General features: G+C 66.0%; 25 protein-coding genes. 16 read left to right on the top strand and 9 right to left on the bottom strand.

Annotated elements, in window-relative coordinates:
- Nucleotides 1-2: 2 nt before the first annotated feature.
- The 4 genes from ACEN9K_RS02580 to ACEN9K_RS02595 are packed head-to-tail and all read left to right on the top strand — an operon-like array spanning nucleotide 3 to nucleotide 4,442.
- Nucleotides 3-995 carry a carbohydrate ABC transporter permease gene (locus ACEN9K_RS02580; protein ID WP_056388319.1) on the top strand — a complete coding sequence of 331 codons (993 nt, stop codon included), beginning with the start codon at nucleotides 3-5 and terminating at the stop codon, nucleotides 993-995.
- On the top strand, nucleotides 992-1,909 hold the full coding sequence (locus ACEN9K_RS02585) for a carbohydrate ABC transporter permease (RefSeq protein WP_018770897.1): 918 nt from the start codon (nucleotides 992-994) through the stop codon (nucleotides 1,907-1,909). Before ACEN9K_RS02580 ends, ACEN9K_RS02585 begins: the two co-directional genes overlap by 4 nt.
- Complete coding sequence (locus ACEN9K_RS02590) at nucleotides 1,906-3,390, top strand: glycoside hydrolase family 1 protein (RefSeq protein WP_495635133.1); 1,485 nt, start codon at nucleotides 1,906-1,908, stop codon at nucleotides 3,388-3,390. The genes ACEN9K_RS02585 and ACEN9K_RS02590 overlap by 4 nt, the downstream gene beginning before the upstream one ends.
- Complete coding sequence (locus tag ACEN9K_RS02595; protein ID WP_495635134.1) at nucleotides 3,390-4,442, top strand: LacI family DNA-binding transcriptional regulator; 1,053 nt, start codon at nucleotides 3,390-3,392, stop codon at nucleotides 4,440-4,442. Before ACEN9K_RS02590 ends, ACEN9K_RS02595 begins: the two co-directional genes overlap by 1 nt.
- A 38-nt stretch (nucleotides 4,443-4,480) precedes the next feature.
- Here the strand turns inward: ACEN9K_RS02595 and ACEN9K_RS02600 are convergent, their stop codons facing one another.
- From ACEN9K_RS02600 to ACEN9K_RS02620, 5 genes are all read right to left on the bottom strand, one after another.
- Nucleotides 4,481-4,930 (bottom strand): DapH/DapD/GlmU-related protein, encoded by a 450-nt coding sequence (locus tag ACEN9K_RS02600; RefSeq protein ID WP_018770894.1) that lies wholly within the window; start codon nucleotides 4,928-4,930, stop codon nucleotides 4,481-4,483.
- Nucleotides 4,931-5,027: 97 nt separating this feature from the next.
- On the bottom strand, nucleotides 5,028-5,687 hold the full coding sequence (locus ACEN9K_RS02605) for a GntR family transcriptional regulator (protein ID WP_018770893.1): 660 nt from the start codon (nucleotides 5,685-5,687) through the stop codon (nucleotides 5,028-5,030).
- A 122-nt stretch (nucleotides 5,688-5,809) separates the two neighbouring features.
- Nucleotides 5,810-6,829, bottom strand: coding sequence for a transketolase family protein (locus tag ACEN9K_RS02610; protein ID WP_495635135.1), 1,020 nt, complete (start codon nucleotides 6,827-6,829; stop codon nucleotides 5,810-5,812).
- Nucleotides 6,826-7,722 carry a transketolase gene (locus ACEN9K_RS02615; protein ID WP_495635136.1) on the bottom strand — a complete coding sequence of 299 codons (897 nt, stop codon included), beginning with the start codon at nucleotides 7,720-7,722 and terminating at the stop codon, nucleotides 6,826-6,828. Before ACEN9K_RS02615 ends, ACEN9K_RS02610 begins: the two co-directional genes overlap by 4 nt.
- A 36-nt stretch (nucleotides 7,723-7,758) precedes the next feature.
- The gene (locus tag ACEN9K_RS02620) at nucleotides 7,759-9,096 is read right to left on the bottom strand and encodes an MFS transporter (RefSeq protein WP_018770890.1); all 1,338 of its coding nucleotides are present in this window, start codon (nucleotides 9,094-9,096) and stop codon (nucleotides 7,759-7,761) included.
- A gap of 186 nt (nucleotides 9,097-9,282) precedes the next feature.
- On the opposite strand from ACEN9K_RS02620, the gene ACEN9K_RS02625 reads away from it, so the two are divergent.
- The 4 genes from ACEN9K_RS02625 to ACEN9K_RS02640 are packed head-to-tail and all read left to right on the top strand — an operon-like array spanning nucleotide 9,283 to nucleotide 13,188.
- Entirely contained in the window at nucleotides 9,283-10,107 is an 825-nt protein-coding gene (locus tag ACEN9K_RS02625; RefSeq protein ID WP_495635137.1) for a sugar phosphate isomerase/epimerase family protein, read from the top strand.
- Nucleotides 10,108-10,132: 25 nt separating this feature from the next.
- Entirely contained in the window at nucleotides 10,133-10,906 is a 774-nt protein-coding gene (locus ACEN9K_RS02630; RefSeq protein ID WP_018770888.1) for an SDR family NAD(P)-dependent oxidoreductase, read from the top strand.
- A 42-nt stretch (nucleotides 10,907-10,948) separates the two neighbouring features.
- On the top strand, nucleotides 10,949-12,697 hold the full coding sequence (locus ACEN9K_RS02635; protein ID WP_268002455.1) for a dihydroxyacetone kinase family protein: 1,749 nt from the start codon (nucleotides 10,949-10,951) through the stop codon (nucleotides 12,695-12,697).
- Nucleotides 12,697-13,188 carry an RpiB/LacA/LacB family sugar-phosphate isomerase gene (locus tag ACEN9K_RS02640; RefSeq protein ID WP_026266011.1) on the top strand — a complete coding sequence of 164 codons (492 nt, stop codon included), beginning with the start codon at nucleotides 12,697-12,699 and terminating at the stop codon, nucleotides 13,186-13,188. The genes ACEN9K_RS02635 and ACEN9K_RS02640 overlap by 1 nt, the downstream gene beginning before the upstream one ends.
- Nucleotides 13,189-13,212: 24 nt before the next feature.
- Here ACEN9K_RS02640 and ACEN9K_RS02645 read toward each other — a convergent pair whose 3' ends face one another.
- A complete protein-coding gene (locus tag ACEN9K_RS02645) occupies nucleotides 13,213-13,821 on the bottom strand; it encodes a TetR/AcrR family transcriptional regulator (RefSeq protein ID WP_018770885.1) in 609 nt (202 codons plus the stop codon).
- Between the two features lie 155 nt (nucleotides 13,822-13,976).
- On the opposite strand from ACEN9K_RS02645, the gene ACEN9K_RS02650 reads away from it, so the two are divergent.
- The 3 genes from ACEN9K_RS02650 (at nucleotide 13,977) to ACEN9K_RS02660 (ending at nucleotide 17,601) form a co-directional block, all read left to right on the top strand.
- The gene (locus ACEN9K_RS02650) at nucleotides 13,977-15,431 is read left to right on the top strand and encodes an APC family permease (protein ID WP_495635138.1); all 1,455 of its coding nucleotides are present in this window, start codon (nucleotides 13,977-13,979) and stop codon (nucleotides 15,429-15,431) included.
- A gap of 1 nt (nucleotide 15,432) precedes the next feature.
- Nucleotides 15,433-17,073, top strand: a complete 1,641-nt coding sequence (locus tag ACEN9K_RS02655; RefSeq protein ID WP_043425262.1) for an amidohydrolase — start codon at nucleotides 15,433-15,435, stop codon at nucleotides 17,071-17,073.
- A gap of 87 nt (nucleotides 17,074-17,160) precedes the next feature.
- Complete coding sequence (locus ACEN9K_RS02660) at nucleotides 17,161-17,601, top strand: SRPBCC family protein (RefSeq protein WP_018770882.1); 441 nt, start codon at nucleotides 17,161-17,163, stop codon at nucleotides 17,599-17,601.
- Here the strand turns inward: ACEN9K_RS02660 and ACEN9K_RS02665 are convergent.
- Complete coding sequence (locus tag ACEN9K_RS02665) at nucleotides 17,579-19,162, bottom strand: carboxylesterase/lipase family protein (RefSeq protein ID WP_495635139.1); 1,584 nt, start codon at nucleotides 19,160-19,162, stop codon at nucleotides 17,579-17,581. The genes ACEN9K_RS02660 and ACEN9K_RS02665 overlap by 23 nt on opposite strands.
- A 118-nt stretch (nucleotides 19,163-19,280) precedes the next feature.
- Between ACEN9K_RS02665 and ACEN9K_RS02670 the strand changes: the two genes are divergently transcribed.
- Complete coding sequence (locus tag ACEN9K_RS02670) at nucleotides 19,281-20,018, top strand: GAF and ANTAR domain-containing protein (protein WP_223993445.1); 738 nt, start codon at nucleotides 19,281-19,283, stop codon at nucleotides 20,016-20,018.
- Here the strand turns inward: ACEN9K_RS02670 and ACEN9K_RS02675 are convergent.
- The gene (locus tag ACEN9K_RS02675; RefSeq protein ID WP_018770879.1) at nucleotides 20,003-20,308 is read right to left on the bottom strand and encodes a hypothetical protein; all 306 of its coding nucleotides are present in this window, start codon (nucleotides 20,306-20,308) and stop codon (nucleotides 20,003-20,005) included. The two genes, ACEN9K_RS02670 and ACEN9K_RS02675, sit on opposite strands and share 16 nt — an antisense overlap.
- Before the next feature lie 212 nt (nucleotides 20,309-20,520).
- On the opposite strand from ACEN9K_RS02675, the gene ACEN9K_RS02680 reads away from it, so the two are divergent.
- The 3 genes from ACEN9K_RS02680 (at nucleotide 20,521) to ACEN9K_RS02690 (ending at nucleotide 22,191) form a co-directional block, all read left to right on the top strand.
- Nucleotides 20,521-20,805, top strand: coding sequence for a metallothionein (locus ACEN9K_RS02680; RefSeq protein ID WP_018770878.1), 285 nt, complete (start codon nucleotides 20,521-20,523; stop codon nucleotides 20,803-20,805).
- Nucleotides 20,806-20,841: 36 nt separating this feature from the next.
- A complete protein-coding gene (locus ACEN9K_RS02685; protein WP_018770877.1) occupies nucleotides 20,842-21,279 on the top strand; it encodes a universal stress protein in 438 nt (145 codons plus the stop codon).
- 78 nt (nucleotides 21,280-21,357) lie between these two features.
- Complete coding sequence (locus ACEN9K_RS02690; protein WP_223993448.1) at nucleotides 21,358-22,191, top strand: nucleoside hydrolase; 834 nt, start codon at nucleotides 21,358-21,360, stop codon at nucleotides 22,189-22,191.
- Nucleotides 22,192-22,264: 73 nt separating this feature from the next.
- Here ACEN9K_RS02690 and ACEN9K_RS02695 read toward each other — a convergent pair whose 3' ends face one another.
- Nucleotides 22,265-23,524 carry a glycoside hydrolase family 1 protein gene (locus tag ACEN9K_RS02695; protein ID WP_018770875.1) on the bottom strand — a complete coding sequence of 420 codons (1,260 nt, stop codon included), beginning with the start codon at nucleotides 23,522-23,524 and terminating at the stop codon, nucleotides 22,265-22,267.
- A gap of 218 nt (nucleotides 23,525-23,742) precedes the next feature.
- On the opposite strand from ACEN9K_RS02695, the gene ACEN9K_RS02700 reads away from it, so the two are divergent.
- A complete protein-coding gene (locus ACEN9K_RS02700; RefSeq protein ID WP_018770874.1) occupies nucleotides 23,743-25,299 on the top strand; it encodes an ABC transporter substrate-binding protein in 1,557 nt (518 codons plus the stop codon).
- Nucleotides 25,300-25,361 lie beyond the last annotated feature (62 nt).

Genomic DNA, 25,361 nt, shown 5'->3' on the forward strand with positions numbered 1-25,361 from the left:
GCATGACTGTCACCGACCGGGTCAAGCCCCAAAGCGCCGGGGGACAGTCCCCGCGTCCGGCGGGCGCGAAGAGTGTCCGGCGCCTGGCCTTCTCGCAGCAGGTCTCCAGGTGGGACGTAAAGCTGTCCCCCTACCTCTACATCTCGCCGTTCTTTATCCTGTTCGCCGTCACCGGTCTGTTCCCGCTGGTGTACACGGCATGGGTTTCCCTGCACAACTGGAACCTCATCGGCGGCCAGGGGAAGTTCACGGGCCTGGAAAACTACGCCTTCATCGTGGCCCAGCCCTACTTCTGGAACGCCGTGGGCAACACCTTCAGCATCTTCATCCTGTCCTCCGTTCCCCAGGTTGTTATCGCCCTGGTGATAGCGGCGGTGCTGGACGCGAACCTGAGGGCGAGGACGTTCTGGCGGATGGGGGTCCTGGTCCCCTTCGTCGTGGCGCCGGTGGCAGTAGGCCTGATCTTCAACAACCTCTTTGCGGACCAGTTTGGGCTGGTTAACGGGATGTTGACGGCGGCAGGGCTGGACCCGGTCCGGTGGCATTCAGAGTCCGTTGCGAGCCACCTGGCTATTGCCACCATGGTGAACTTCCGCTGGACCGGCTACAACGCGCTGATCTTCCTCGCAGCAATGCAGGCCATTCCCCGGGATGTGTTCGAGGCGGCAACAATCGACGGCGCGGGCAGGCTGCGGCAGTTCTTTTCCGTGACCGTTCCCATGCTGCGGCCAACGGTGATCTTCGTGGTGATCACATCCACCATCGGTGGCCTTCAGATTTTCGACGAACCGCGGGTTTTCGACCAGTCCGGCCTGGGCGGAGCGGACAGGCAGTGGCAGACGCTGACCATGTACATCTGGGAACTCGGCTGGGGCCAGCGCAACTTCGGCAGGGCATCTGCCGTGGCCTGGCTGCTCTTCCTGATCATCGTGCTGATCGCCCTGCTCAACTTCCTCATCACCAAACGCATCGCAAGCAACGGAGGCCGCAAGTGAGCTCCATTCCCATGATCGAACAGTCCGCCGGGAAAGGGGCGGCCAAGGCAGCAGCGCGGCGCGGGCCAGGTACCCGGAAACAAAGGTCGGGCCACGGAAGTGACCGCCGGCCCGGCTTCCTCACCTACGGCTTCCTGGGCGCTGTCCTCCTGGCGTCCCTCTTTCCGCTCTATTGGTCCTTCCTGGTGGGCAGCCACGACAACACCGCACTGAGCCGCGGCATCCCGCTGCTGCCTGGCGGGAACTTCCTGGCCAACGCCGCCAAAGTCTTTGCCAGCATTCCGTTCTGGAAGGCAATGGGCAACAGCCTTATGGTCTCCTGCGTGACGGCGGCATCCGTCGTCGTGTTCTCCACCCTTGCCGGATTCGCCTTCGCCAAGCTCCGCTTCCGCGGCAGCAAGGCGCTGCTGGTGTTTGTCATCGCAACCATGGCCGTTCCCACCCAGCTCGGCGTAGTCCCGCTGTTTATCCTGATGTCCAAACTGGGATGGACCGGATCCCTCTGGGCCGTCATCATCCCCGGCGTTGTTACCGCATTCGGCGTCTTCTGGATGACCCAGTACCTGCGCGACGCCCTCCCGGATGAACTGATTGAAGCTGTGAGGATGGACGGTGCTTCCATGATCCAGGCCTTCTGGCACGTCGGATTCCCGGCGGCAAGGCCTGCTGCCGCCATGCTCGCGTTGTTCACTTTCGTGGCCACCTGGACGAACTTCTTCTGGCCGTTCATTGTCCTTGACCCTTCGAACCCCACCCTTCCGGTGGCCCTGCAGCTGCTCCAGGCGGCCCACTTCGTGGACTACTCCGTGGTCCTGGCCGGCGCAGTCCTGGCCACCATCCCGCTCCTGCTCCTCTTTATCGCTGCAGGCCGGCAACTCGTATCTGGAATTATGCAAGGAGCAGTCAAAGGATGAGTCCCACCCGACTTGAATTTCCGGAGGGTTTCCTCTGGGGCGCGGCAACAGCTGCCTATCAGATCGAAGGCGCAGCACACACCGGCGGCCGAGAGGACTCCATCTGGGATGTGTTCGCCCGGCTGCCCGGTGCCGTCGCGGACGGCCACAACGGTGAGGTGGCCTGCGACCACTACCGGCTCTACAAGCAGGACGTGGCGCTCATGGGCAAGCTGCACATGAAGGCGTACCGGTTCTCCACGTCCTGGGCGCGCTGCGTGCCCGACGGCGTCACACCCAACCCGGAAGGGATCGCCTTCTACTCCCGCCTGGTGGATGAACTGCTGGCCGCCGGGATCACGCCATGGCTGACCCTCTACCACTGGGACCTGCCACAGGCACTTGAAGAGAAAGGCGGCTGGGCCAACCGGGACACCGCATACCGTTTCGCCGAGTACGCGGCCCTGATGCACAGCGTGCTGGGGGACCGGGTCCGCATCTGGACGACCCTTAACGAGCCGTGGTGCTCGGCTTTCCTTGGCTACGCTGCCGGCATCCATGCCCCGGGGCGTCAGGAGCCCCGTTCAGCCCTTGCTGCGGCACACCACCTTTTGCTGGGTCACGGCCTGGCGGTCCGGGAACTCCGGCGCCGAGACGCTTCAACGTCCCTGGGCATTACCCTGAACCTGACGGTCGCCGATCCCAGGGACCCCGGCAGCGCCGGCGACCGGGACGCTGCCAGGCGGATCGACGGGCAGTTCAACAGGATTTTCCTTGACCCGTTGTTCCGCGGCGAGTATCCGGACGATCTCCTGGCAGACGTCGCACACCTGGGAATGGCTGACCTGGTGCATGACGGTGACCTGGATCTTATTTCCACGCCGCTGGACCTGCTGGGCGTCAACTACTATCACGGTGAATCCCTCACGAAGGACCCGGCGGACCCCGGGGAACAGGCGGGTCAGGAGACGACGTCGGTTCCCGGGCAGGCAGCGCGCCCGGTGTCCTCCCCTTTCGTGGCGGCCGACGGGGCGCGGTCGGTTCCAAGGGGCCTGCCAAGAACGGGCATGGGCTGGGAGGTCCAGCCGGAGGGGCTGCGGCGCCTGCTCAACCGGCTGCATGGAGACTACACCGGCCCCGCCGGGATCCCCATCTACATCACCGAAAACGGGGCCGCCTACAATGATGTTCCCAATGAAGCGGGGTTCGTGGACGACCAGGACCGGCTGGGGTTCTTCGCAGCCCATCTCCAGGCCGTCCACGGGGCCATCGAAGACGGCGTGGATGTCCGCGGCTATCTCGCATGGTCCCTGCTGGACAACTTTGAATGGTCCTTTGGATACCATCAGCGCTTCGGCCTGGTCCGGGTGGACTATCCAACCCAGAATCGTGTCCCGAAAGCGAGCGGTTTGTGGTACGCGGCGGTGGCATCCGGCAACGCCATGACGGCGGCCAGCAACCTCGTGCCGGCATCAGGTCAAGGTGTCGTATTGTCGGTGTAATGAACGCAAACTCCAGCCGCCCGGCCCCGGCAGGGGCGGGGCGGCCAAGTCCAACGCTGGAGGACCTGGCGTCGGCCGCCGGCGTGTCCCGCTCTACTGCCTCCCGTGCCATCAACGGCGGATTGAAGGTGAGTCCCGAAGCCAAAGCGGCCGTCGACGCCGCGATCGTCGCTTTGGGCTACACGCCCAACCGTGCTGCGCGGAGCCTGGTTACCCGGCGTGCGGGTTCGGTGGCCCTGGTGATCCCTGAACCTGATGCCAGGGTCATGATGGACCCTTATTTTGCTGCGGTGATCACGGGAGTCAACGAGGCACTGCGCGATACGGACCTGCAGCTGGTCCTGCTGATGTCCCGGGCAGGGGACGATTCTGCACGGACCATCCGCTACCTGCGCGGCGGTCACGTTGACGGCGCGATCGTGGTGTCCCATCACCGGGCGGACGACTGGGTGGAGACCCTGGGAGCCACCGGGCTGCCAACCGTCTTCATCGGCAGGCCGTGGGACACGGCATCCGGGATTCCCTACGTGGACCTGGACAACTTCGAGGGCGGCCGGTTGGCAGCGCGGCACCTGGCCGGCATCGGCCGCACCAGGCTCGGAACTGTTGCCGGCCCTACGGACATGACAGCCGCCGTCGACCGCCTGGAAGGTTGGCTGCAGGGATTGCGGGAAGCCGGCCTCCAGCCCGGGCCCGTCATCCACGGGGACTTCACGACGGCGGGAGGTGCGGAGGCTACGGAGCACCTGCTGTCCACGGCGCCTGAGGTGGACGGGATCTTCGCTGCGTCCGACCTCATGGCGCTTGGCGTCGTGGACACTCTTCGAAGTGCGGGCCGCCGTGTGCCCGTCGACGTGGCGGTTGTCGGCTTCGATAACCATTCCATCCAGGCGGCGAACGGCCTGGGACTGACAACGGTGGCCCATCCCATGGTGGAGATGGCTGCTGCGGCAGGAAAGCTTCTGGTCAGCGCCATCGGAAACCCCGAAGAGGCATCGGAACCGGTCATCTATCCGGCGGAACTGGTGGTGCGCGGGAGCACCGCCCCGTGACCCATTAACCCAGTAACCCGCGAACCTACAGCCCCGGGTTAGGCCGCTATCCCGCCCTTGACTCTCCGGTGCTGCCGGTGCCGGGCCGGTGCCAGGCGTGAGTGCGCCCCGGCGAGGACCTCGCTGCCGTCAGGCACCGTGCTGTCGCTGTCCAGGTGGGCGCCGTGTTCGATCAGGACGCTGGAACCAATCCTTGAGTGGCTGCCAATGTGGACCCGGTTGCCGATCACCGTGCCCCGGCCAATGCGCACGCCATCGCCGATCACCGTCCGGTCACCGATCGTCGCGTCCCGGTCGATCCAGCTGCCGTGTCCAATCCGGCAGCCTGCACCCACCCTGGCCCCGTGTTCCACATAGCTCATGGAGCCGATCCTGGCGCTGTCGGCCACGATGGCTCCAGGTGCAATGAGGCCGCCGCCGTTGTCGTGGCGGGCATACCGGGTGACCTTGCCGGCGTCGTCCTCAACTGACACAAACTTTGCGGTCATACCATCCCTCGTTAACGCCGCGGTTATTTACCGCGCAGTAGGTTAACGGCTGGGAGTGCCGTGGGATTCCCAGCCGGGAAGGTAAAGAGGCCGAAAGCTACGCCACCAGGTTGGCTGCCGCGGTGTCCATGTGTTCCAGGATGGTCTTGCGGGCCAGGGTGGCATCCCCGGTGTCGATGGCGGCGACGATGTCCTTGTGCCGGTCCACGCTCATGTTGCTGACGCCTTTTTCCAGGCCGGCGAACATGATGGACATCCGGATGGAGCCCTCCAGGGATTCCCAGGAGTGGAGCAGTGTTTCGTTGCCGGTGAGCCGGCACAGCGTGCGGTGGAATTCGAGATCGGATTCGATCCGCGCCTCAAGGCTGCCGCTGGCCGCGGCCTCCATGGCGTCAATGGCCTTGTGCAGTGATTCGGTGACCTGCTGCCGGTCCGGCAGTTCGCACAGGGTCCGGGCAGCCAGGGACTCCAGGGCGGCGCGGACGGAGTAAATGTCCCGGATTTCCTTTTCGTCCAGGTGCCGGACGGACAGCCTGCCGCGGGGGCCGGCGGACAGCAGGCCCTCCTGCTCCAGTTGGCGGAGGGCTTCGCGAAGGGTGCCGCGGCTGATCTGCAGCATCTCGGACAGCTCGGTTTCCACCAGGTGGCGGCCGGGTTCCAGTTCTCCGCTGGTGATGGCGGTCCTCAGCGCCGAGAGGGCCTGCTCGCGCAGGCTCTTCTTTTCCAGTCCCAGCAAGGGGGCGGTCAGTCCGGCCATGGCTTCTGTCCTCAATGTCATAAGTCGACTGTTTACAGTCGGTAGTAGTTTCGATAGTACGGCAGAATGCACGGCACCGGCTTAGGACCGGTGCCGTGCATTTTCCATCTGGTGCCTGGCCTTTAGCCGAGTTCGGCCAGGACCTTGGCGACGATGCGGTCTGTGGCCAGCCCGTAGCGCTCGTGCAGGGTGGGCAGGGCGCCGGCGTCCAGGAACTGGTCGGGGAGCGCCACGGGCACCACCCGCTTGCCCAGGCCCGCGGTGACGACGGCGGAGGCGACGGTTTCGAACAGTCCGCCCACCACGGAGTGGTTTTCCAGGGTGACGGCGAGCCGGTCGGTGTTGATCTCCTTGAGGACGGTTTCGGCGTCGAACGGCTTGATGGTGGGGGTGTGCACGACGGCGACGTCCACGTTGTGTGCCGCCAGCGCCTTGGCTGCCTGCAACGCACGCATGGTCATCAGGCCGGAGGAGATGAAGACGACGTCGTTGCCGCCGCGCAGCACCTTGGCCTTGCCGAGTTCGAACGTGTAGTCGTACTCGTCCAGGACGGTGGGCACGTTGCCGCGCAGCAGGCGCAGGTAGGTGGGTCCTTCGGAGGCGGCGAGCTGCGGCACTGCCTGTTCGATGTCGATCGAGTCGCAGGGGTCCACGATGGTCAGGCTGGGCATGCCGCGGAAGATCGCCATGTCCTCCGTGGCCTGGTGGCTTGGGCCGTAACCGGTGGTCAGGCCGGGCAGGCCGCCCACGATGTTGACGTTCAGGTTCGGTTCGGCCGCGTCCAGGCAGAGGAAGTCGTAGGCGCGGCGGGCGGCGAACACCGAGTAGGTGGACGCGAACGGGACGAGGCCGGTTTCGGCCAGGCCGGCGGCGGCGCCGAAGAGCAGCTGCTCGGCCATGCCCATCTGGAAGAACCGCTCCGGGAAGGCCTTGGCGAAGATGTGCATGTCCGTGTACTTGCCCAGGTCCGCGGTCAGGCCCACGATCCTGTCGTTCTCCTGCGCGGCCTTGACCAGGGCGTGACCGAACGGCGCGGAGGACGTCTTCTGTCCCGGGTCCGCGAAGGATGCGATCATCGCCGAGGTCTTCAGCTTCGGCTTGGCCGCGGCTGCGGTATCGGGAGCCTCGGTGGTGGTGCTCATGCTGAAGCCTTTCCTTCATATCCGGCGGTGAGCTGCTCGCGGCAGGTCTGCCATTCGTTTTCTTCGATGCGCATGAAGTGCGCCTTTTCGCGGTCCTCGAGCAGGGGGACGCCGCGGCCCACCTTGGTGTCGCACAGGATCACGGAGGGACGTCCGACGGCGGCGGCCTGGGCGGCTGCGTTGTCGAACGCTGCCAGCAGCGCGCCGACGTCGTTCCCGTCCACCCGCTGCGTGTACCAGCCGAACGATTCCCACTTTTCGGTGACCGGCTCAGTCCGGAGCACGGTGTCGGTCTTGCCGTCGGCCTGCAGGGCGTTGATGTCCACCATGGCGGTGAGGTTGCCCAGCTGGTGGTGGTGCGCGCCCATGGCCGCTTCCCAGGTGGAGCCCTCGTCCAGCTCACCATCGGAGAGGAAGTTGAACACCCGGGCGCTTGAGCCCTGGTAGCGCAGGCCCAAAGCCATGCCGACGGCGATGGTCAGGCCGTGCCCCAGGGAGCCGCCGGAAATTTCCATGCCGGGGGTGTAGGTGGACATCCCGGACATGGGCAGCCGCGAGTCGTCCGAGCCGTAGGTTTCCAGCTCCTCGACCGGGACGATGCCGGCCTCCGCCAGGGCGGCGTAGTGGCCGATGGCGTAGTGCCCGGTGGAGAGCAGGAACCGGTCCCGGCCCTCCCAGTGCGGGTCATCCGCGCGGAATTTCAGCTGGTCCCCGTAGACGGTGGCGAGCATGTCCGCGGCGCCCAGTGCCTGGCCCACGTACCCCTGGCCCTGCACCTCGCCCATGTTCAGGGCGTGGTGCCGGATCCGGTAGGCGGCGGCGCTGATCCTGTCCACACGTTCCGGGGTCACTGCGGTCTGCAGTGCGTTGTCCTGGACTGTATCTGTAGGCATTACTGGCTCCGTGATCGTTTGGTGCGTGCGGGTCATTCAGGCGTTGACGGTGTTGGGGGTGCTTTTGGTGGCTTCGTCGGCGAGCTCCCGTTCGCGCTTGCCCCAGGTTTCCCGGGTGGCGATGGCGGCCCAGAGGCCGATCAGGGCGTAGGCGCCGAAGAGCAGTGCCGGGCCCATCCAGCCGAAGCTGACGAACAGCAGGGTGGTGATGAACGGGGTGAAGCCGGAGACCATGGCGGAGATCTGGTAGGCCAGGCTGGCGCCGGAGGCGCGGGTGCGGGCCTGGAAGAGCTCGGGGAACCACGAACCCTGGGCACCGGCGAGCGAGTTCTGGCAGACAGCGTACGAGATCACGATGGTGATGATGATGGCAATGAACAGGCCGGTGTTGACCAGCAGGAACATCGGGATGGCGAACAGTGCGGCAAAGGCGGTGGACCAGACGTACAGGGGGCGGCGCCCGATGCGGTCCGTCAGTGCTGCCCAGGCCTGGGTGGCGAAGATGCCGATGGCCGACGCGATGCAGAGGGCGATCAGGGTCTGGCTCTTGTCCGCCAGGTGCTGGCTGTTGATGTAGGAAATCATGTAGGTGATGGAGACGGCGTAGCCGGCGGTCTCTGCGATGCGCAGGCCGATGCCCTTGACGATGTTGCGCCAGTCAGTCTTGATGACCTCGACGATCGGGGCCTTGACGATGGTGCCGCTGTCCTTGACTTCATCGAAGACCGGGGACTCGGGAACCTTGGAACGGATGATGAGGCCCACGATCACCAGCAGGATGCTGGCGAGGAACGGGATGCGCCAGGCGAGTTCGTTGCCGAGCTGGACGCTGAAGAGGAAGGTCAGGTTGGCCAGCAGCAGGCCCACGGGGAAGCCGGCCTGGACGATCCCGGTGTACTTGCCCTTTGATTTCCAGGGGGCGTGCTCGTAGCTCATCAGGATGGCGCCGCCCCACTCCGCACCGAAGGCCAGGCCCTGGACGATGCGGACGAAGACGAGCAGTGCGGGGGCAAGCAGCCCCACCGCTGCGTAGGTGGGGAGCAGGCCGATGGCGAACGTGGCCAGGCCCATCAGGATCAGCGAGGCAACCAGGACGGGCTTGCGGCCCACTTTGTCACCAAGGTGGCCGCCGATGATGCCGCCCAGCGGACGGGCCGCAAAGCCGACGCCCAAGGTGGCGAAGGAGGCAAGCGTGCCGGTGACGGGATCGCTGCCGGGGAAGAACGCGGTGCCGAAGTACAGTGCGGCAGCGGTGCCGAAGCCGATGAAGTCATACGTCTCGATGACGGCCCCAACGCCGGATCCGATGGCAACTCGGCGGGCGTCCTTGGTGCCGTGCACCGGGCCGCGCATGGTCAGAGCATCTTTGCTCATGGTGGTTCCCTTTCGAAAAGCGGCTGAAGAAGTCCGCCGCTGTCGACTGTTAACAAATTGGTACGACCCAGTGTGACGCACATCATCTACACTGTCAACAGTCGACTTTCAGAGTTGACTGTTGACAGTTAACGCCTCTACTGTGGTGTTTATCACTACCGCTCGGCACGATTCAAAGGATCAATGATGTTCCATTCCAGACTTGGGTGCTCATCCATCAGCTTCCGGCACCAGGACCTGGACACTGCCCTGGGCACCATGAAGGGTCTTGGTTTCGAGGAGATCGATCTGGGCGCCCTGCCCGGGGTCTGCGACCACGTGCCGTACGAACTTGACGGGGCCGCCGTGGCGGCGGTGTCGCAGGAAGTCGTCGCCTCCGGTGTGCGGGTCCGTTCAGTGAACGGCGACATCGGGGACCTGAACGGAGTCCTCGACGCCGATGGGCAGGACGCCAGGCGGCGCCACCTGGACGCCCTGCTCACCCTCACGGCCAACATCGGGGCCAAAGCCCTGGTGCTGCCCTGCGGCGCCCTGGACCACAACCCGGTCCGGAGCGTCGAGGGAGACCTGGACCTCATTGCCGCGCAGCTCGCTGCTGCTGGCCGGCGCGCTGCAGAGTTCGGCGTCGAACTCTGGACCGAATCCCTGCACTTCCTGCGGTTCTGCTGGAATCTGGAACGTGCGGGACTGCTGGCCGACCGGCTGGCCGGATCCGGCGTCGGAATCGTCATGGACTTCAGCCACATCACGGCTGCCGGCGAGGACGTCCAGGCGTATCTTGACCGGCACCCTGGCCGCATCAGCCATGTCCACCTGCGCGACGCCGTGCCGGGGAACATCAACCTCAGCATCGGCAACGGCGAGGCCGACTTCGCCGGCGGCCTGAAGCGGCTGGCCGCGGACGGCTACACGGGCCACTTCTCCCTGGAACTGGAGACCCGGGACGTCACCCATGACGAACGCCCGGCCGCCGCCGCCAAGGCTGCAAGCTTCATCACCGACCTCATCTGAACTGAACAACCCAAGGAGCACCACCATGACCGCCATCCAGCGCACCGCCGTCCTCACCGGAGCAACTTCGGACCGGGGCATCGGCATCACCACCGCCCGCCGCTACGCCCGTGAGGGCTGGGGCATCGTCATCCTGGACCTTGACGGCGAGAAGTCCGCCAAGGTCGCAGCCGAGATCGGCAATGAATTCAACGTTCCCGCCTTCGGCCACGAGATCGACGTCGCCAACGAAGCCTCCGTCAGCGCAGCCCAGGCCGCCGTCGCCGCAGAGGTGGCCGCCGGCAACCTCCCGCCCGTCGGCGCCCTGGCCAACATTGCCGGCATCACCTCCCCGGTTCCGTTCCTGGAAACCACCCTTGAGCTGTGGCACAAGGTCATGGACGTCAACGCCACCGGCACCTACCTGGTGACCAAGGCGTTCCTGCCGGAGATGATCGAGAACGGCTGGGGCCGGATCGTGAACATGTCCTCCGTCTCCGCCCAGCGCGGCGGCGGCGTCTTTGGCAAGGTCCCCTACTCCGCCGCCAAGGCAGCCATCCTGGGATTCACCAAGGCCCTGGCCCGCGAACTGGGCGCCACCGGCGTCACCGTCAACGCCATCACCCCGGGTGCCGTGGACACCAACATCCGCGTGGGCAGCACCGAGGAGCAGGAAGCCGCCATCAACGCGGGCATCCCGCTGGGCCGGAACGCCACCACGGAAGAAGTGGCCTCCGTCATCACCTTCCTGTCCTCCGAGGACTCCGCCTACCTCACCGGCACCACCATCGACATCAACGGCGGCAGCCACATCCACTAGCAGCAACAGCTCCCAGACCACCCCGGATGCCGGAGAACCCCCATGACCAAAATCTTCAATGACCCCTCAGAGTTTGCCGAGGAGGCCCTGGCAGGCTTCTGCGACGTCCACTCCGACCTGGTCCGGCAGGTTCCCGGTGGCGCTGTCCGCCGGTACCGGCCGGCGCAGCCCAAAGTCGCCGTCCTGGCCGGCGGCGGCTCGGGGCACTACCCCGCCTTCGCCGGGCTGGTAGGCGCCGGCTTCGCCGACGGCGCGGTGGTGGGAAACATCTTCACCTCGCCCTCCGCCCAGCAGGCCTACTCGGTGGCCAAAGCCGCCGAGTCCGGCGCCGGCGTCGTCTTCACCTACGGCAACTACGCCGGCGACGTGATGAACTTCGGCATGGCCAGCGAACGCCTGGCCGCCGAGGGCATCCCCGTGGAGAACGTCCTGGTGACGGACGACATCGCCAGCGCCCCGCCGTCGGAATCCGCTAAGCGCCGTGGCATCGCCGGTGACTTCACCGTGTTCAAGGTAATGGGGGCGGCGGCGGACAACGGCGCGGACCTCGCGGAGGTGGTGCGGCTGGGCCGCAAGGCCAACGACCTGACGCGGACCATCGGCAGCGCGTTTGCCGGCTGCACCTTCCCGGGCGCCGACTCACCGCTGTTCACGCTGCCCGAAGGGCAGATGGGCCTGGGCCTGGGCATCCACGGCGAGCCCGGCCTGCACGACACGGACCTGCCTTCGGCGAAGGACCTCGGGCAGGAACTGGTGTCCCGGGTGCTCTCTGAAACGCCACCTCACGCCGGCAAGCGCATCGCCGTCATCCTCAACGGCCTCGGCTCCACGAAGCATGAGGAGCTCTTTGTCCTCTGGGGAGCCGTGGCGCCGCTGCTCCGCGCGGCCGGCTACACGCTGGTGATGCCCGAGGTGGGCGAGTTGGTGACCAGCCTGGACATGGCCGGCGTCTCGCTCACGGTCACCTGGCTGGATGAGGAACTTGAGCGGCTGTGGGTTGCCCCTGCGGAGACGCCCGCCTACCGCCGTGGCAACGCGGCCCTGGAGTCCGGGACCCGTGGCGTCGAGGAAACGTCCGACGGCGGCGCGGCCGCCGCTTCGTTCGTCGCCACGGACGCCTCCCGCGAGTACGCCGCCGCCTGCGTAGCGGCCATTGACGCCGCCCGTTCGTCGCTGCACGACGCCGAAGAGCGGCTGGGCCGCATGGATGCTATTGCCGGCGACGGCGACCACGGACGTGGAATGGTGCGCGGCGTGGATGCGGCAGCCGCCGCAGCGTCGGATGCCCTGGCCGGCGGGGCCGGCGCCGGGGATGTGCTTGCCGCTGCCGGTGATGCCTGGGCGGACAAGGCCGGAGGCACCTCCGGCGTCCTGTGGGGAGCGGCGCTGCGTGCATTTGGCGAGACGCTGGGCAACTCCTCGGCGCCCGAACCCGGTGCCCTTGCGGCAGCCGTGACCGCATTCGCTGACCGGATCATCCAGTTGGGCAAGGCCGAAACAGGCGACAAGACCATGGTGGATGCCCTGCTGCCCTTCGCTTCCGCCTTTAGCCGCGCAGTGGCCGAGGGCGTGGAAACGGGCCGTGCATGGCAGGAGGCCGCGCAGGAGTCCGCTGCTGCGGCGGAAGCCACCGCGGACCTCCTTCCGCTCAAGGGCCGTGCCCGCCCGCTGGCCGAGAAGAGCCTGGGCACGCCGGACCCCGGTGCAACCTCCCTGGCGATGGTCTTCGCCGTGGTGGGGCCGCACTTCACCCGCGCAACCGCTGCCACTGTGCAGGCGTCAGCGAAGTAATGGCAACGAAAGGAAACACCATGGGGCTGCGGCTCATTGTCGGCGCGGACGAGGCCGGCGTCGATTACAAGGACAAGATCCTGGCGGACCTGCGCACCGACCCCCGGGTCAGCGAGGTCCTCGACATCGGCGTCAACCGAAGCGACGCCCCGGACGACTTCACCAGGCCCTACCCCTACGTGGGCATCACAGCCGGCGAGATGATCCGGGACGGTGCCGCTGACCGGGCCATCCTCTTCTGCGGCACCGGAATCGGCGTGGCGATCGCTGCGAACAAAGTGGACGGCATCCGCGCCACCGCTGCCCACGACTCCTTCTCCGTGGAACGCTCCATCCTGTCCAACGACTGCCAGGTGCTCACCATGGGCCAGCGCGTGGTGGGCATCGAGCTCGCACGGCGGCTTGCGAAGGAATGGATCGGCTACACGTTCGATCCGACGTCGGCCTCCGCCGGGAAGGTCAAGGTCCTCACCGACTTTGAGGGCTGCTAGCGCTGGCGCTGAAGCTGGGCGGGCTTACCCGTCCAGCTTCGCGCGGAGCCCTCCGATGATGACGTCGAGCCCGAAGTCGAACGCATGGTTGCCGCGCTCCGCCGGAGGGCCGGCATGGCTGACGGCGCGCTTGAGCGTGGGATAGCCCTCCGCCGGCGGATCCCAGACGACGTCCGGCGCGGCCAGATCCAGGGCCGCGCCCAACGCAAAGCTGTCAATCGTGGAAATCGCCGACACCACGTCCCGGCCACGGAAACCGGCAGCCTCCAAGGCAAGCGCGAGGTCCTCGTAAAGCCCGATGACCTCGGGGTCGGTAATGGACTGGAGCACCATCAGGGGTGCCAGCCGCGGATGGCGGGCAAAGGCGTCCCGGTAGGCGCGGATCAGGATCCGCAGGGCACCTTCCCAGTCCTCATGGTCCACCGGCGGATACGGCTCCTCGGTGATGATGCGGTGCCTGAGCAGTTCCAGGATCTGGTCCCGTCCCGAGACGTGGTTGTAGATCGAGGACTGACTCACGCCGATCTTCCTGGCGAGTTTGGGAAAGCTGAAATCCCCGCTCTGGTCCACCAGTTCAAGTGCGGCCGTCGTAAGGGCCTCCACGGAAATCAATGGGAGGGGCGGGCGGCCCATCGGTTCTCCTCACTGCAGCTCTTGGACATCGGCTCCAGCCTAGCGGGCTGACACATATCCGCCCGTGCCGGCAAAACTATTGTGCTCTGGACCACTTGGTCCCATACTAAACGAAAGCCTTTCGTTTAAGTGGGCTTCAAGGAAAGGACAGAGCTGTGCCCGAGACCAAAACAAAACCAATTGCGCCGTCCGTGGATGGCGCACTCAAGCGCAATGCCCTGGGCACCGGAGGCATAGCCTTCCTGGTGATCTCGGCTGCGGCACCCCTGGCAGTGATGGCGGGCGTGGCCCCGGTGGCGATCGGAGTAGCGGGCATCGGCGCCCCTGCCGGTTACCTCCTGGCGGGCATCGTCCTGACCCTCTTCGCCATCGGTTTCATGGCGATGACGCGCCACGTCAAAGCCTCCGGCGGCTTCTACACTTACATCTCGATTTCTTTGGGAAAGACCGTGGGGCTGGCGTCCGCCATCCTTGCGATCATCTCCTACAACTGCCTCCAGATCGGCGTCTACGGGCTCTTCGCCGTCCAGACGCATGACATGCTGCAGGTCCTCTTTGGGCTTGAGGTTCCGTGGCCCGCAATTGCCCTCATCGCCGTCGCGGCCGTCTGGTTCCTGGGATACCGGGGGATCGACGTGGGCGCCAAAGTCCTCGGCGTCCTCCTGGTCGCGGAAACGGGCATTCTCGGCGTGATGGGCGTGGGCATCCTCAGCAGCGGTGGCGCACACGGTATCAGCCTGGGCTCCTTCAGCCCCGGGCAGGCCTTTGGACCTGGCGTCCTGGCAATCCTGGGCATCTGCTTCGCCGCCTTCATGGGCTTTGAATCCACGGTGTTGTACCGCTCCGAAGCCCGCAACCCGGATCAGTCAGTTCCCCGCGCCATGTACATCGCGGTGGGCTTCATGTCCGTGTTCTATGCCTTCATCGTCTGGGCCGTCATCCAGGCCTTTGGCGACGACCAGGTGGTGGAAGCCGCTGGCGAACTGTCCGGCGGGATGTTCTTCCAGACCATAGGGCAGTATGTGGGACCCTGGGCTGAAACTGCCATGTACGTCCTGATCGTCACCAGCGTCTACGCATCACAACTGGCGTTCCACAACGCCATCAACCGCTATGTCTACATGCTGGCCAGGGACGGGGTCCTGCCGGCGTTCCTCGGCCGCACGCACCACCGGTTCAGGTCACCGCACCGTGCCGGGCAGCTGCAGACCCTGTTAGCAGCGGTGGTCATCACTGTCTGCGCCATCCTGAACGCGGACCCGTACCAGCAGCTCCTGATCTGGGTGAACACCCCGGGCATCTTCGGCATCGTGGGCCTCCAGGGGCTGGTGTCCGTGGCAGCATTCCTGTACCTCCGCCGGAACCCTGCTGCTGCCCGCAACAAACTCCTCGCCCCGCTCAGCCTCGTATCAGCGGTCCTGCTCTTCGGCGTCGTCATCCTCATCGCACTGAACATCGAACTCCTTACCGCGGCCGACGCCCTGACCAACACCATCCTGATCCTGGTTACGCCTGTGGTGTTCGCCGGGGGCCTGCTGGCCGCCCGGTGGCTGCGCCGCCGTCGTCCTGCCACCTTTGACCGCATTGGAAGCTTCGAAGCACATGAATGACATGAATCCTGACCTGATTATCCTTGCCGGCACAGTCCACACCATGGACGGGACACCCAACGGACCTGCGCCCCAGGCTGTAGCGGTCCGGGACGGGCACATCCAGGCGGTTGGAACGCGGCGCGACGCGCAGTCCTGGGGTCCGGCCGAGGTCATCGATTTCGGTGACGCCGTCCTTACCCCGGGGTTGGTCGACTGCCACGTCCACCCCGTCATGGGCCTGGACATGACACGCGGCTGCGACCTCTCCGGCATCACGGACCTTGCCGCCGTGCGCGCCTTGCTGCGGGCAGAGGCGGCGGCAACGCCGGCGGGCGAATGGGTCCGCGGCTGGGGACTCGACCCAAATGCCTTCGGGTCAGCGCCGCCGCACCGGGAGCTGATCGACGACGTCGTGGCCGGCCGCCCGGCCGTGATCCGGCTGTTCGATGCCCATTCCGCCCTGGCGAGCACGGCGGCGCTGGAGACCGCCGGCATCACCGGGCCACGGCACTTCGACCAGGCAGCCGAAGTGGTCTGCGACGGCAGGGGGAACCCCACCGGTCTCCTGCTCGAAGCCGCGGCTTTGGACCTGGTCCTGAAACATATGCCCCAGGAGACTTTCCAGGAACGGAAGCGCCGGCTGGGTGAGCTCTTTGATTCGTTCTCCCGGGCAGGCCTGACAGGCATCCATGTCATGGACTGCGGGGAGGGAACCCTGGAGCTCCTTGCCGCCCTTGAGAACGATTTGGCCGGATGCGGCAGGGGCCTGCCGGTGCGCGTGCGGGTTTCGCCATGGTGCATGCCGGGAAGCGGGGAGGCCGACTGGCGGCGGCTGGTGGAGCAGGTCAGGACTGCTCGGGGCTCCCGGTGGGAAGTGGCCGGAATCAAGCTGTTCGTGGACGGCACGGTGGACAACGGCACGGCCTGGCTTTTTGAGCCCGACAGCCACGGCCAGTCCGTCGCACCCTTTTGGCCAAGCCCGGAGGAGTACAACCGGGCCATCAGGTTCTTCGCAAGCCAGGGCATTCCCACCGCAACCCATGCCATCGGTGACGCCGGCGTGGCGGCAGTGCTGGCAGCGTTCGAGGATCTTCCGGCGGACCTGCCCCGGGCTCCGCACCGGATCGAGCACCTTGAAACGGTCCCGGACGGACTCATCCAAAGGTTCGCCGGTTCCGGCCTGATCGCCAGCATGCAGCCCAGCCACTGCACCCACTATTCGCGCGCGGACCAGACGGACAACTGGTCAAGGCGGTTGGGAAAAGAACGGGCGGACCGTGGATGGCGGTCCGCTGACCTCCGGTCCGCAGGCGTAACGCTCGCGCTTGGCTCCGATTGGCCTGTCGCCCCCTTTCCGCCCCTTCCGATCCTCGCAGACGCGCAACTTCGGCGGCGGTCGGGCCACCCGGATGAACAGCCGATTGTGCCGGGCCAAGCGCTCACAGCACGCCAGGCGCTGGAAGGCTACACCTCGCACGCGGCCGAAGCTGCAGGGGAGCGGACGGTATCGGGCTCGGTAACGGTGGGCAAGCGCGCTGATTTCACCGTTTTCGACGTTGATCCACTGTCAACGGCCCCTGATGAGCTGGCGCAGGGTCACGTGCTGGCCACTGTGGTGAACGGCCTGCTGCAGCACTGTTCCGTGGGCGTCGCCGGCTAGCGGCGGCGGATTTGCCCCAGGGGTTTTGCCCCAGCCCCCGCCGCGCGGGGGCTGGGCTTACGTGATCCCCCTTCCTAGACTGGGGTGATGATCACAGTCACCGGAAGTGTGGAAACCAACCTGTCCGCGGAGAAGGCCTTTGCCTTCATGAGTGAGTTCGAGAACACTCCCAAGTGGGACCCCAACACGCCCGTGATGGACAAAACCACCCCGGGGCCGGTGGCCGTGGGGCACAAGTACCATGCCGAGTCCGAGTTCCGGGGGAAGCGCCAGACCCTGGTCTACGAGGTCATCGAGCTGACCGACAACCACATCAAGCTGCGCGGCGAGAACAAAACCGTGACTTCCTTCGATTCCATCGACGTCACCCCCAACGGGACCGGTTCGGTGGTGAAGTACACGGCCGAGTTCAGCATCAAGGGACCGGCCAAGATCATCCAGCCCCTCCTGAAGCCCGCCTTCATGTCGCTGCGGGATCCGGCGCTGAACGGCATCCGGGACACCCTCAACGCGCTGGCAGCAGCCTGACGGCTTCGAAAAACTCCCTGATCTCATGGCGGGGGTCGGCTTCAAGCCGGGACTCGCCGTCGAGCACCATGGTGCGCCGCTGCCCTCCAACTCCCGGCCACGGAAGGCGTTCCGTGCCAGGTGACCCGGTTCCGGCGAAGGCCGCCCAGGCCCGGCTCATGGCGTAGCTGAGGGACGCCGGTGCCTTGCCCCGTGTGAGGAAGGCGGCCTCCGGCGCGTCCAGGTGCCGGAAGACGAATGGGATGTCCAGGGCGTGGCAGGCACCCAGTTTCCCGCCCATGGCCGGGCTGCGCCATGTGAACAGGTAGGCGAAGTCCTTCCCGGCGGCTCCTTCACCGGTCGCTCCGTGGGCCAACCGGCCTGCGGCAGCCGCCTGCCTCGCGTCCAGCAGCCGGTTGCTGGGCTGGCGGTAAAGGGAATCCGCGATGGCGGCTTCCAGGAGTTCCTTGCCTGACGGTTCCCTGCCCAGCACCCTGGTGAGCGCCTCCGTATAGCCGGGGGCAAGCGCCGGCGGCACCCCCGCTCCGCACAGCACGGCGGCTGCACGGTCCGGGTAGCCCGGGTCCGACCCCGTGTCCGGGCGCATCTCGACGGCGAATGAGCCCTCGTTCAGGTTGGTGCCGATCAGCAGGTCCACCCCGAAGTTGACCCCGTTGCCGATACTTTCCAGCGGTGGCAACGGAAGCGACGGCGTGCCCACCGTGGGCTGGAATGGCAATGGAACCGCGAAGGACTCCGCCGCAGCACGCTGTTCCAGGGCGGCCTGCGCTTCCAGCAGCCGCTCCACACGGAGGGTCAGCAGTTGGTTGGCGGAGGAGGCATCCAGACCACACAACTCAAGGAATGTGGCGCTGATCCGCGCCGAGTCCTCCGGCCGGCGGCAGCGCTCGGCCGTGCCGCTTTGCATGATGGCCCGGCGGAAGAGCCCTTCCGACGCCGGCATGCCCAGCAGGGTGCCGATGGCTGCGGCGCCTGCGGACTCCCCGAAGATGGTCACGTTGTGCGGGTCGCCGCCGAAAGCGCCGATGTTGCGGCGGATCCAGCGCAGGGCCTCAAGCTGGTCCAGCAGGGCGAGGTTGGACGAATCGCCGTAACCGGGCCCCAGCAGGTCCGCCAGGTGCAGGAAACCCAGCGCGCCCAGGCGGTAGTTGATGGATACCAGCACCACGCCCGCCGCAGCCGCCAGCCGGGCGCCGTCGTACATTGCGTCACTGTTGGCGCCCATGAGGTAGGCGCCGCCATGGATCCATACCATTACGGGCCTGGCCGGGCCTTCCGTTGCCGGCGTCCAGATGTTCAGGTTGAGGCAAGCCTCTTCGCTCCAGGTGCGCGGCGTAGTGCCGGGAGGGGCATGGGACTCGGGATTCTGGGGCGCGGCGGGGCCAGGTGCGGTGCAATCAAGCACCCCGCTCCATGGCGATACCGGTACCGGCGGGCGGAATCGGTTGCTTCCCGACGGCGGCTCCGCGTAGGGGATGCCAAGGAACCGGTGGACGGTGGTCCCGTCAGTCTCAAGTGAATTGCCCAGGACGGATCCGTCCGGAGTGGAGAGGGGCGTCATGGTTGACAGGTTACGACACGGGCGAAGGTAGGCTGGCATCACCGTTCGGCAGTGGGCGGCCACAGAGGTGTGGCTTTTAACCAATGTCCGGGAGGTAAGACGCGTGCTCCATGCCGGCGTGCCTGAAGACGAGGATTTTGCAGACGTTGCCCTGCATCTCCAGGAGTCCTTCCTGCAGAACCCTGAAGTTGAGGCATTTCTCCAGGATCTTGCAGCCTACGCGGCGGCCCGGCTTGGCGGGGAGGGGCACGTGTGCTCCTGCGAAATCGTGGTGCTGCGGCCCAAAAAACCCGCGGCATGTGCCAGCAGCCACCGCAGTGCACAACTCCTCTGCCAGCTGGAGGCCACGCTTGGCGATGGTCCCGGCGCCACGGCCATGCGGGCAGGAAAGACAGTGCTGGTTTCCGACCTCCGGCGCGAAGACCGCTGGCCGGAGTATGTCCACGCTGTCCAGGAGCAGGGCTTCCGCTCGGTATTGAGTATCCCCGCGCTGCTGGAAGGCGATTCCCAAGGCGTGATTACGTTCCACTGTTCACAGCCCCTCGTCTTTGGCAGCCATGGCATCGGTGCCGCGGAAGCGTTTGTCCGGCAGGCCTCCAAGGGGCTGACACTTGCCCTGCGGATGCTGAAGCTGGAAGAGACCAGGGACGGCATGAGCGCCGCCATGCAGACGCGTACCGTGATCGACCTGGCAACCGGGGCCATCATGGCGCAGAACCGGTGCAGCCAGGCTGCGGCCTTCAAGCTGCTGCGGGACGCGTCCAGCACGCGGAACATGAAACTCCGGGATGTTGCGGCCGCCGTCGTCGCGTCAGTCGCCGGCGCCGCGGACACCTTCACCTACTTCGACGAGTAGGGATCCTTCCGTTCCGGGTCACGGTGTTCCGGCTGCAGGGTGGAAAGGGCGGAACCGCTGAGCGGAGCACGGAGCGGCAGGCCTTCGGAAGCGCAATGTTCGTTGACAGCCTGCGCCAGTGCGTCGCGTTCCTTCGTTGAAAGGGCGGCTTCGCCTGCGCAGTAGTCCCGGATGAGCTGTTCAGAGGCGTCCCCGCCCAGCCCAACGAACTCCAGCCACAACTGTGCCAGATCCAGCCGGTACTCCTTTATCAGAGCGCCGGTCAGGGCCTGCTGGTCCACGGCATCCATCGTCACGTCCTTGCCTTTAGTTGCACTCCTACGGTTGGGATTCGGAACCGGCGGCACCGTGGATGGGAAATGATCCAGGAAAATCCACAAGGGGAATTGACCCAGGCAGGCCGTGGGACCTTTGCCCCTAGGCAGGCAACTCCCGGAAGCAGTCAACTGGAGTGTCCGGAGCAGGCGAGTACACCCGGCGAGCACAACAGGAGGCAGAGACCATGGGCGCATGTGATGTCTGCGGCAGCAGCGAGGGCCGCATGTTCACCGTCAATATGGGGAACCAGACAGGCACGTTCGACAGCTTCGAATGCGCCATCCACATGATGGCTCCCGCATGTGAGCACTGCGGTTGCCGGATCCTGGGCCACCCCGTGGAAAGCCAAGCAGGCATCTACTGCTGCCTGCACTGTGCCAAGGAAGCAGGGAATCCCCACCAGTCCGCCAAACCTGAGCACTCCACGGTGGCCGTTCCGGCACACGGTGCATCAGCGGGTCAGGCCTAGTCCCGCCGGCACTACCGCAACAGGAAAAGGGAAGCCGTGGCCGGTAACGGAAGCTTCAGGATCGTGGTGGGCGTGGACGGTTCCGACCAGTCCCGGTCGGCAATGGACTGGGCCATCGAGGAGTCCAGGCTGCGCAAGGGTGAGGTCCAGGCGTTGACCGCCTGGAGCTTTCCTTATGTCAGCGATGCCCTGGGCACCGCCTGGGACTACGAGATCTTCCAGAAGGACGCCCAAGCGATCCTGGAGGCGGAGCTTGAGCGCATCAAGGACCAGGGCGTGACGATCACAGGACGGGTCGTGGAAGGCAACCCGGCAGCGGCACTCATTGACGCCTCCCGCGATGCCGACCTGGTTGTCGTCGGCTCCCGGGGCCATGGCGGATTTACCGGCATGCTGCTCGGCTCTGTATCCCACCAGACCATCCACCATGCGCACTGCCCGGTACTGGTCATCCGCGAGCCTGCCGCAGATTAGGACGGACCTTCCACCTTTCGGTGAATGGAAAGTGTCGTCGTGTGATGCTGCCTGCGCTGCAAGGCTTGCAGGATGGACATGATTCGGATTGAACCCCGGTGCCGCGTGATTGTCGACAACGACTGGGCCGGTGACCCCGACGGCCTGCTTGGACTGGCCCACCATGCCCTGTCCCCGGCAAACAGGATCGCAGCCGTCACAAGTTCCCTGACGAATCCGATGTTCGGGGTGCCGGAGGGCAGATCCCAGCGGGGCGCCTGCCTGGCCGGGGAACTGCTCCGGGTGCTCGAGCGCCCCGAACCGGCGGCGGTGCATCCCGGACCGGACAGCCCTTTTACCGGACAGCCACGGAGCTCCGCTGCGGCGAGCGCGATCATTGAAACCGCAATGACGGCGGATGACCTGCCCTTGATTCTGGTGTGCGCCGGTCCGCTCACCAATGTTGCGGACGCGCTCCTGCTGGAGCCGGGCATCGCCCGGTTGCTGACGCTTGCCTGGGTAGGCGGAGCCGCCCGGAACGACGACGAGTACAACTACTTCACGGACCCCGCCGCTGCGGACTTCGTGCTGGCGAACCAGGAGCTCGCAGTCTGGCAGTTCCCCGCCGAAACGTACCGGCAGATGGTGGCGTCCGTCGCGGAACTCGATCATGCCTTCAGGGTTGCCGGCCCGGCCGGCGAGTGGCTGTGGGAGCACTTCAACAGTCTTGAGGTGCCGGACTTCGTGAAATTCGGGCCGGTGTGGTGCCTTGGAGACAGTGCACCCCTGGTGGTCACCGGGCTGGATGACGTCACCTCGGTGTTCACCGAAACGTCCGCGAGGCCGTCCCGCCGGATTTATACGGGTGTGGACAGCCGGTTGGTTGTTGCGGACTTCTTTGCGAAGCTGCACCTGCACGCCCGGCGGCCGTAGACAAGGGCAAAAGGCCTGCGGCAGAGGAATGGCCCGGACTTCACAGGGAAGTCCGGGCCACTATGAACCACGCTTAAGCGGGTTGCGGTGCCCCGGCCCCGGCGTGCTCCCTGGCCAGGTTCCCCAGCCAGCGCGCGCTCTCCTTGGGAGTCCGCTCCTGCGTGGAGCGGTCCACGGCGATCAGGCCAAACTTGGGCCCGTAGCCGAAGATCCACTCGAAGTTGTCGAACGCGGTCCAGGCGATGTACCCGCGGACATCGATGCCGTCCGCAAGGCAGGAAGCAACCCCGTCGACGGCCGTCTGCAGGTACGCCACCCGCTGCGTGTCATCCTCGGTGGCCAGGCCGTTCTCGGTGACGATCACCGGGATGCCGGCGATCCTGTGGGCCTCGCGGATGGTGGCCTCCAGCGCCTGGGGATAGATTTCCTCGCCCATCTGGTTGGTGGGCACGCCCTCCGGTGCGGGGGCATGGCCATCGGGGCCGTACACGGTGCGCCCGTAAGTCTGGATGCCCACGAAGTCGTCACCCCGGGAGGCTTTGAGGAAGCGTTCGTTGACGTCCCGGCGCACCCGGTCTGCAATCCCTTCGCCACCGGGCAGCGCCTGGATATCGGAGTTTGCGAGGGTCCACCCCACCTGGAGGTCCGGGCGATGGGCTTTGATGGCCTTGGTGGCGGCCCGGTGCGCCGCCACCTTGACCTGGAACCCCGCCTCCGTGGAGCAGAACTGGAACGGGGCAACAGTGCTGGCATCCACGCCCAGGCGCTGGGCGGCGGCCGCCCAGATGGGCACCGAACCGCGGTTCTCCGGGGCTTCCCCGCCGATGCCGAATGACTCCAGCAGCCAAGGGAGGTTCGGCTCGTTCAGGGTGCAGGCGACGCCGATCAGGTCACCCAGGTGGGCCATGACCCGGTCGCAGTAGCGTGCGAAGAGTTCGGGCGTCCGGCTGCCCTCCCAGCCGCCGATCCGGAGGAGCCACAGCGGTGACGTGAAGTGGTGGAACGTGACCACCGGGGTGAGTCCATGTTCGTGGCAGGCTTCCAGCACCCGCTTGTAGTGGTCCAGCGCAGCCACCGAGAACTGGCCTTCCTCCGGTTCGATCCGGGCCCATTCAACGGAGAACCGGTAGCTGTTAAAACCGAGGCCGGCGATCAGTGCGATGTCCTCGCGGTAGCGGTGGTAGTGGTCCACGGCGTCCCCGGACGGCTCCGCGAAGATCGTTCCGGGAAGGTGCTCCAGGAACCAGGTATCGCTGTTGACGTTGTTGCCTTCCACCTGGTGGCCGGCGGTGGCCACGCCCCAAAGGAAGTCGCGGGGGAACGGGTTGGTCATGGGGTTCCTTTCGTGATGGACGCGTGCAGGCGTCCGAGGCTTCGTTGCCTTCCATCCATCCTTCCGCCCGGCGTGACCGCCGCCACAATACCTTTTCAATCAATGACATTGTCATGTTTGGCGCCTGTGGTCCCGGCTGATTCTTGAAGGGAGCCGGCGAGCAGCCAGCCCCCACAACCGTTCCTCCGTCATCACATCAGAATGCAAAGGCGCACTACATGAAACTTCCGAACTCCACCGCCCGTGCGAGCTCCGCCGTTCTGGCCGGTGCCCTGCTGATGGGTTCCCTGGCCGCCTGCGGCGGCGGGTCCAGCCAGGCCGCCGCAAAGGCTGATACCAGCAGCCTCACCCTGGCCATCGACAGCGACTCAGCCTCCTTCGGGTTCGACCCGCTGCGCGTCTCCGCAGCCCAGCGCCAGTTCTTCGAAGGCCTCTACGACAGCCTGATGACCCTTCAGCCGGATGGTTCCGCAGGTCCGGGCCTGGCCAAGGACTTCAGCTACAACGCGGACAACACCGTCCTGACGCTGAACCTCAAGGACGACGTCACGTTCACCGACGGCTCCAAACTGGATGCCGCCCTGGTCAAGGCCAACCTGGACCGCCGCTCCGATCCCGCGCTGAGCGCCTACTCCGCCGTCGCGAAGGGCGGAGCCCAGGAAATCACCTCCGTGGACGTGGTCAGCCCCACCCAGGTGGCCCTGACCTTCGCCAAGCCGCAGCCCGGATTCGAGAAGAACCTGGCCTCCACCACCGGCATGATCGTGGGCAGGAACGGCGTCACGGACACGTCCAGCCTCGCTGCAACCCCTGACGGCTCCGGACCGTACACCCTTGACCCCTCCACCGTGAAGGGCAACAAGTACGTCCTGGTGAAGAACGACAAGAGCGCGGACGCCTCCAAGTACGCCTACAAGAAGGTGGTCTTCAGCGTGGTCCAGGACCCGCAGGCCCGCGCCAACGCCCTGGTCTCCGGCCAGGCCGACGTTGCCATGCTGACGTCCTCCACGGTGGACTTCGCCAAGTCCAAGGGCGTTGGCGTTTCCCAGATCGGCGGCACCGTCAACACCATGATCTCCTTCGACAAGATCGGCAAGACCGCACCGGCGTTCGCCCAGGAGAAGGTCCGCCAGGCCATTCAGTACGCCATCAACCGCCAGGCCCTGGTGGATGCCCTGCACAAGGGCGACATCCCTGCATGGAACGCCCTGCCCAAGGATTCGGCCGGCTTCACCAAGGACCTGGAAACCACATTCGCGTACAACCCGGACAAGGCCAAGAGCCTGCTGGCCGAGGCCGGATACCCCAACGGCTTCGAGTTCACCATCATCGCAAGCGCGCAGACCCAGACGGACCTGCAGGCCGTCCAGAAGGACCTCGCCGCCGTCGGCATCACCATGAAAGTCAAGATGGCAGCCTCCACCGACGAAGCGTTCGCCGCCGTCGCCACCACACCCCTTGGCTACGCTCCCCTGAACTGGGACAACCCCGTCGGCGTGATGTACGGAGCCATCCTGAACGGCTTCACCAACGTGCAAAAGGCCACCGATGACAAGCTCAGCGCCGCTACCGGCGAGCTGGCCGCGGCCAAAGACGACGCCGCCGTCAAGGCAGCCGCCACCAAGCTGAACACCCGCCTGGTGGAGTCAGGCTGGATGATCCCGCTGTATGAGGCGCTGACCAACCAGGGCTACAACACCAAGAAGGTGGCCCAGGTGAAGTTCGCCGGCACCAACGCCTACCCGCTCCTCTCGTCCTACACGCCGGCCAGCTAATACCCGCACCTTCCCGCCGGGCCCTCCCCAAACAGGAGGGCCCGGCCGGGCAGGGCCTGACC

It is taken from the genome of Pseudarthrobacter sp. Pseusp20, assembly GCF_059492155.1.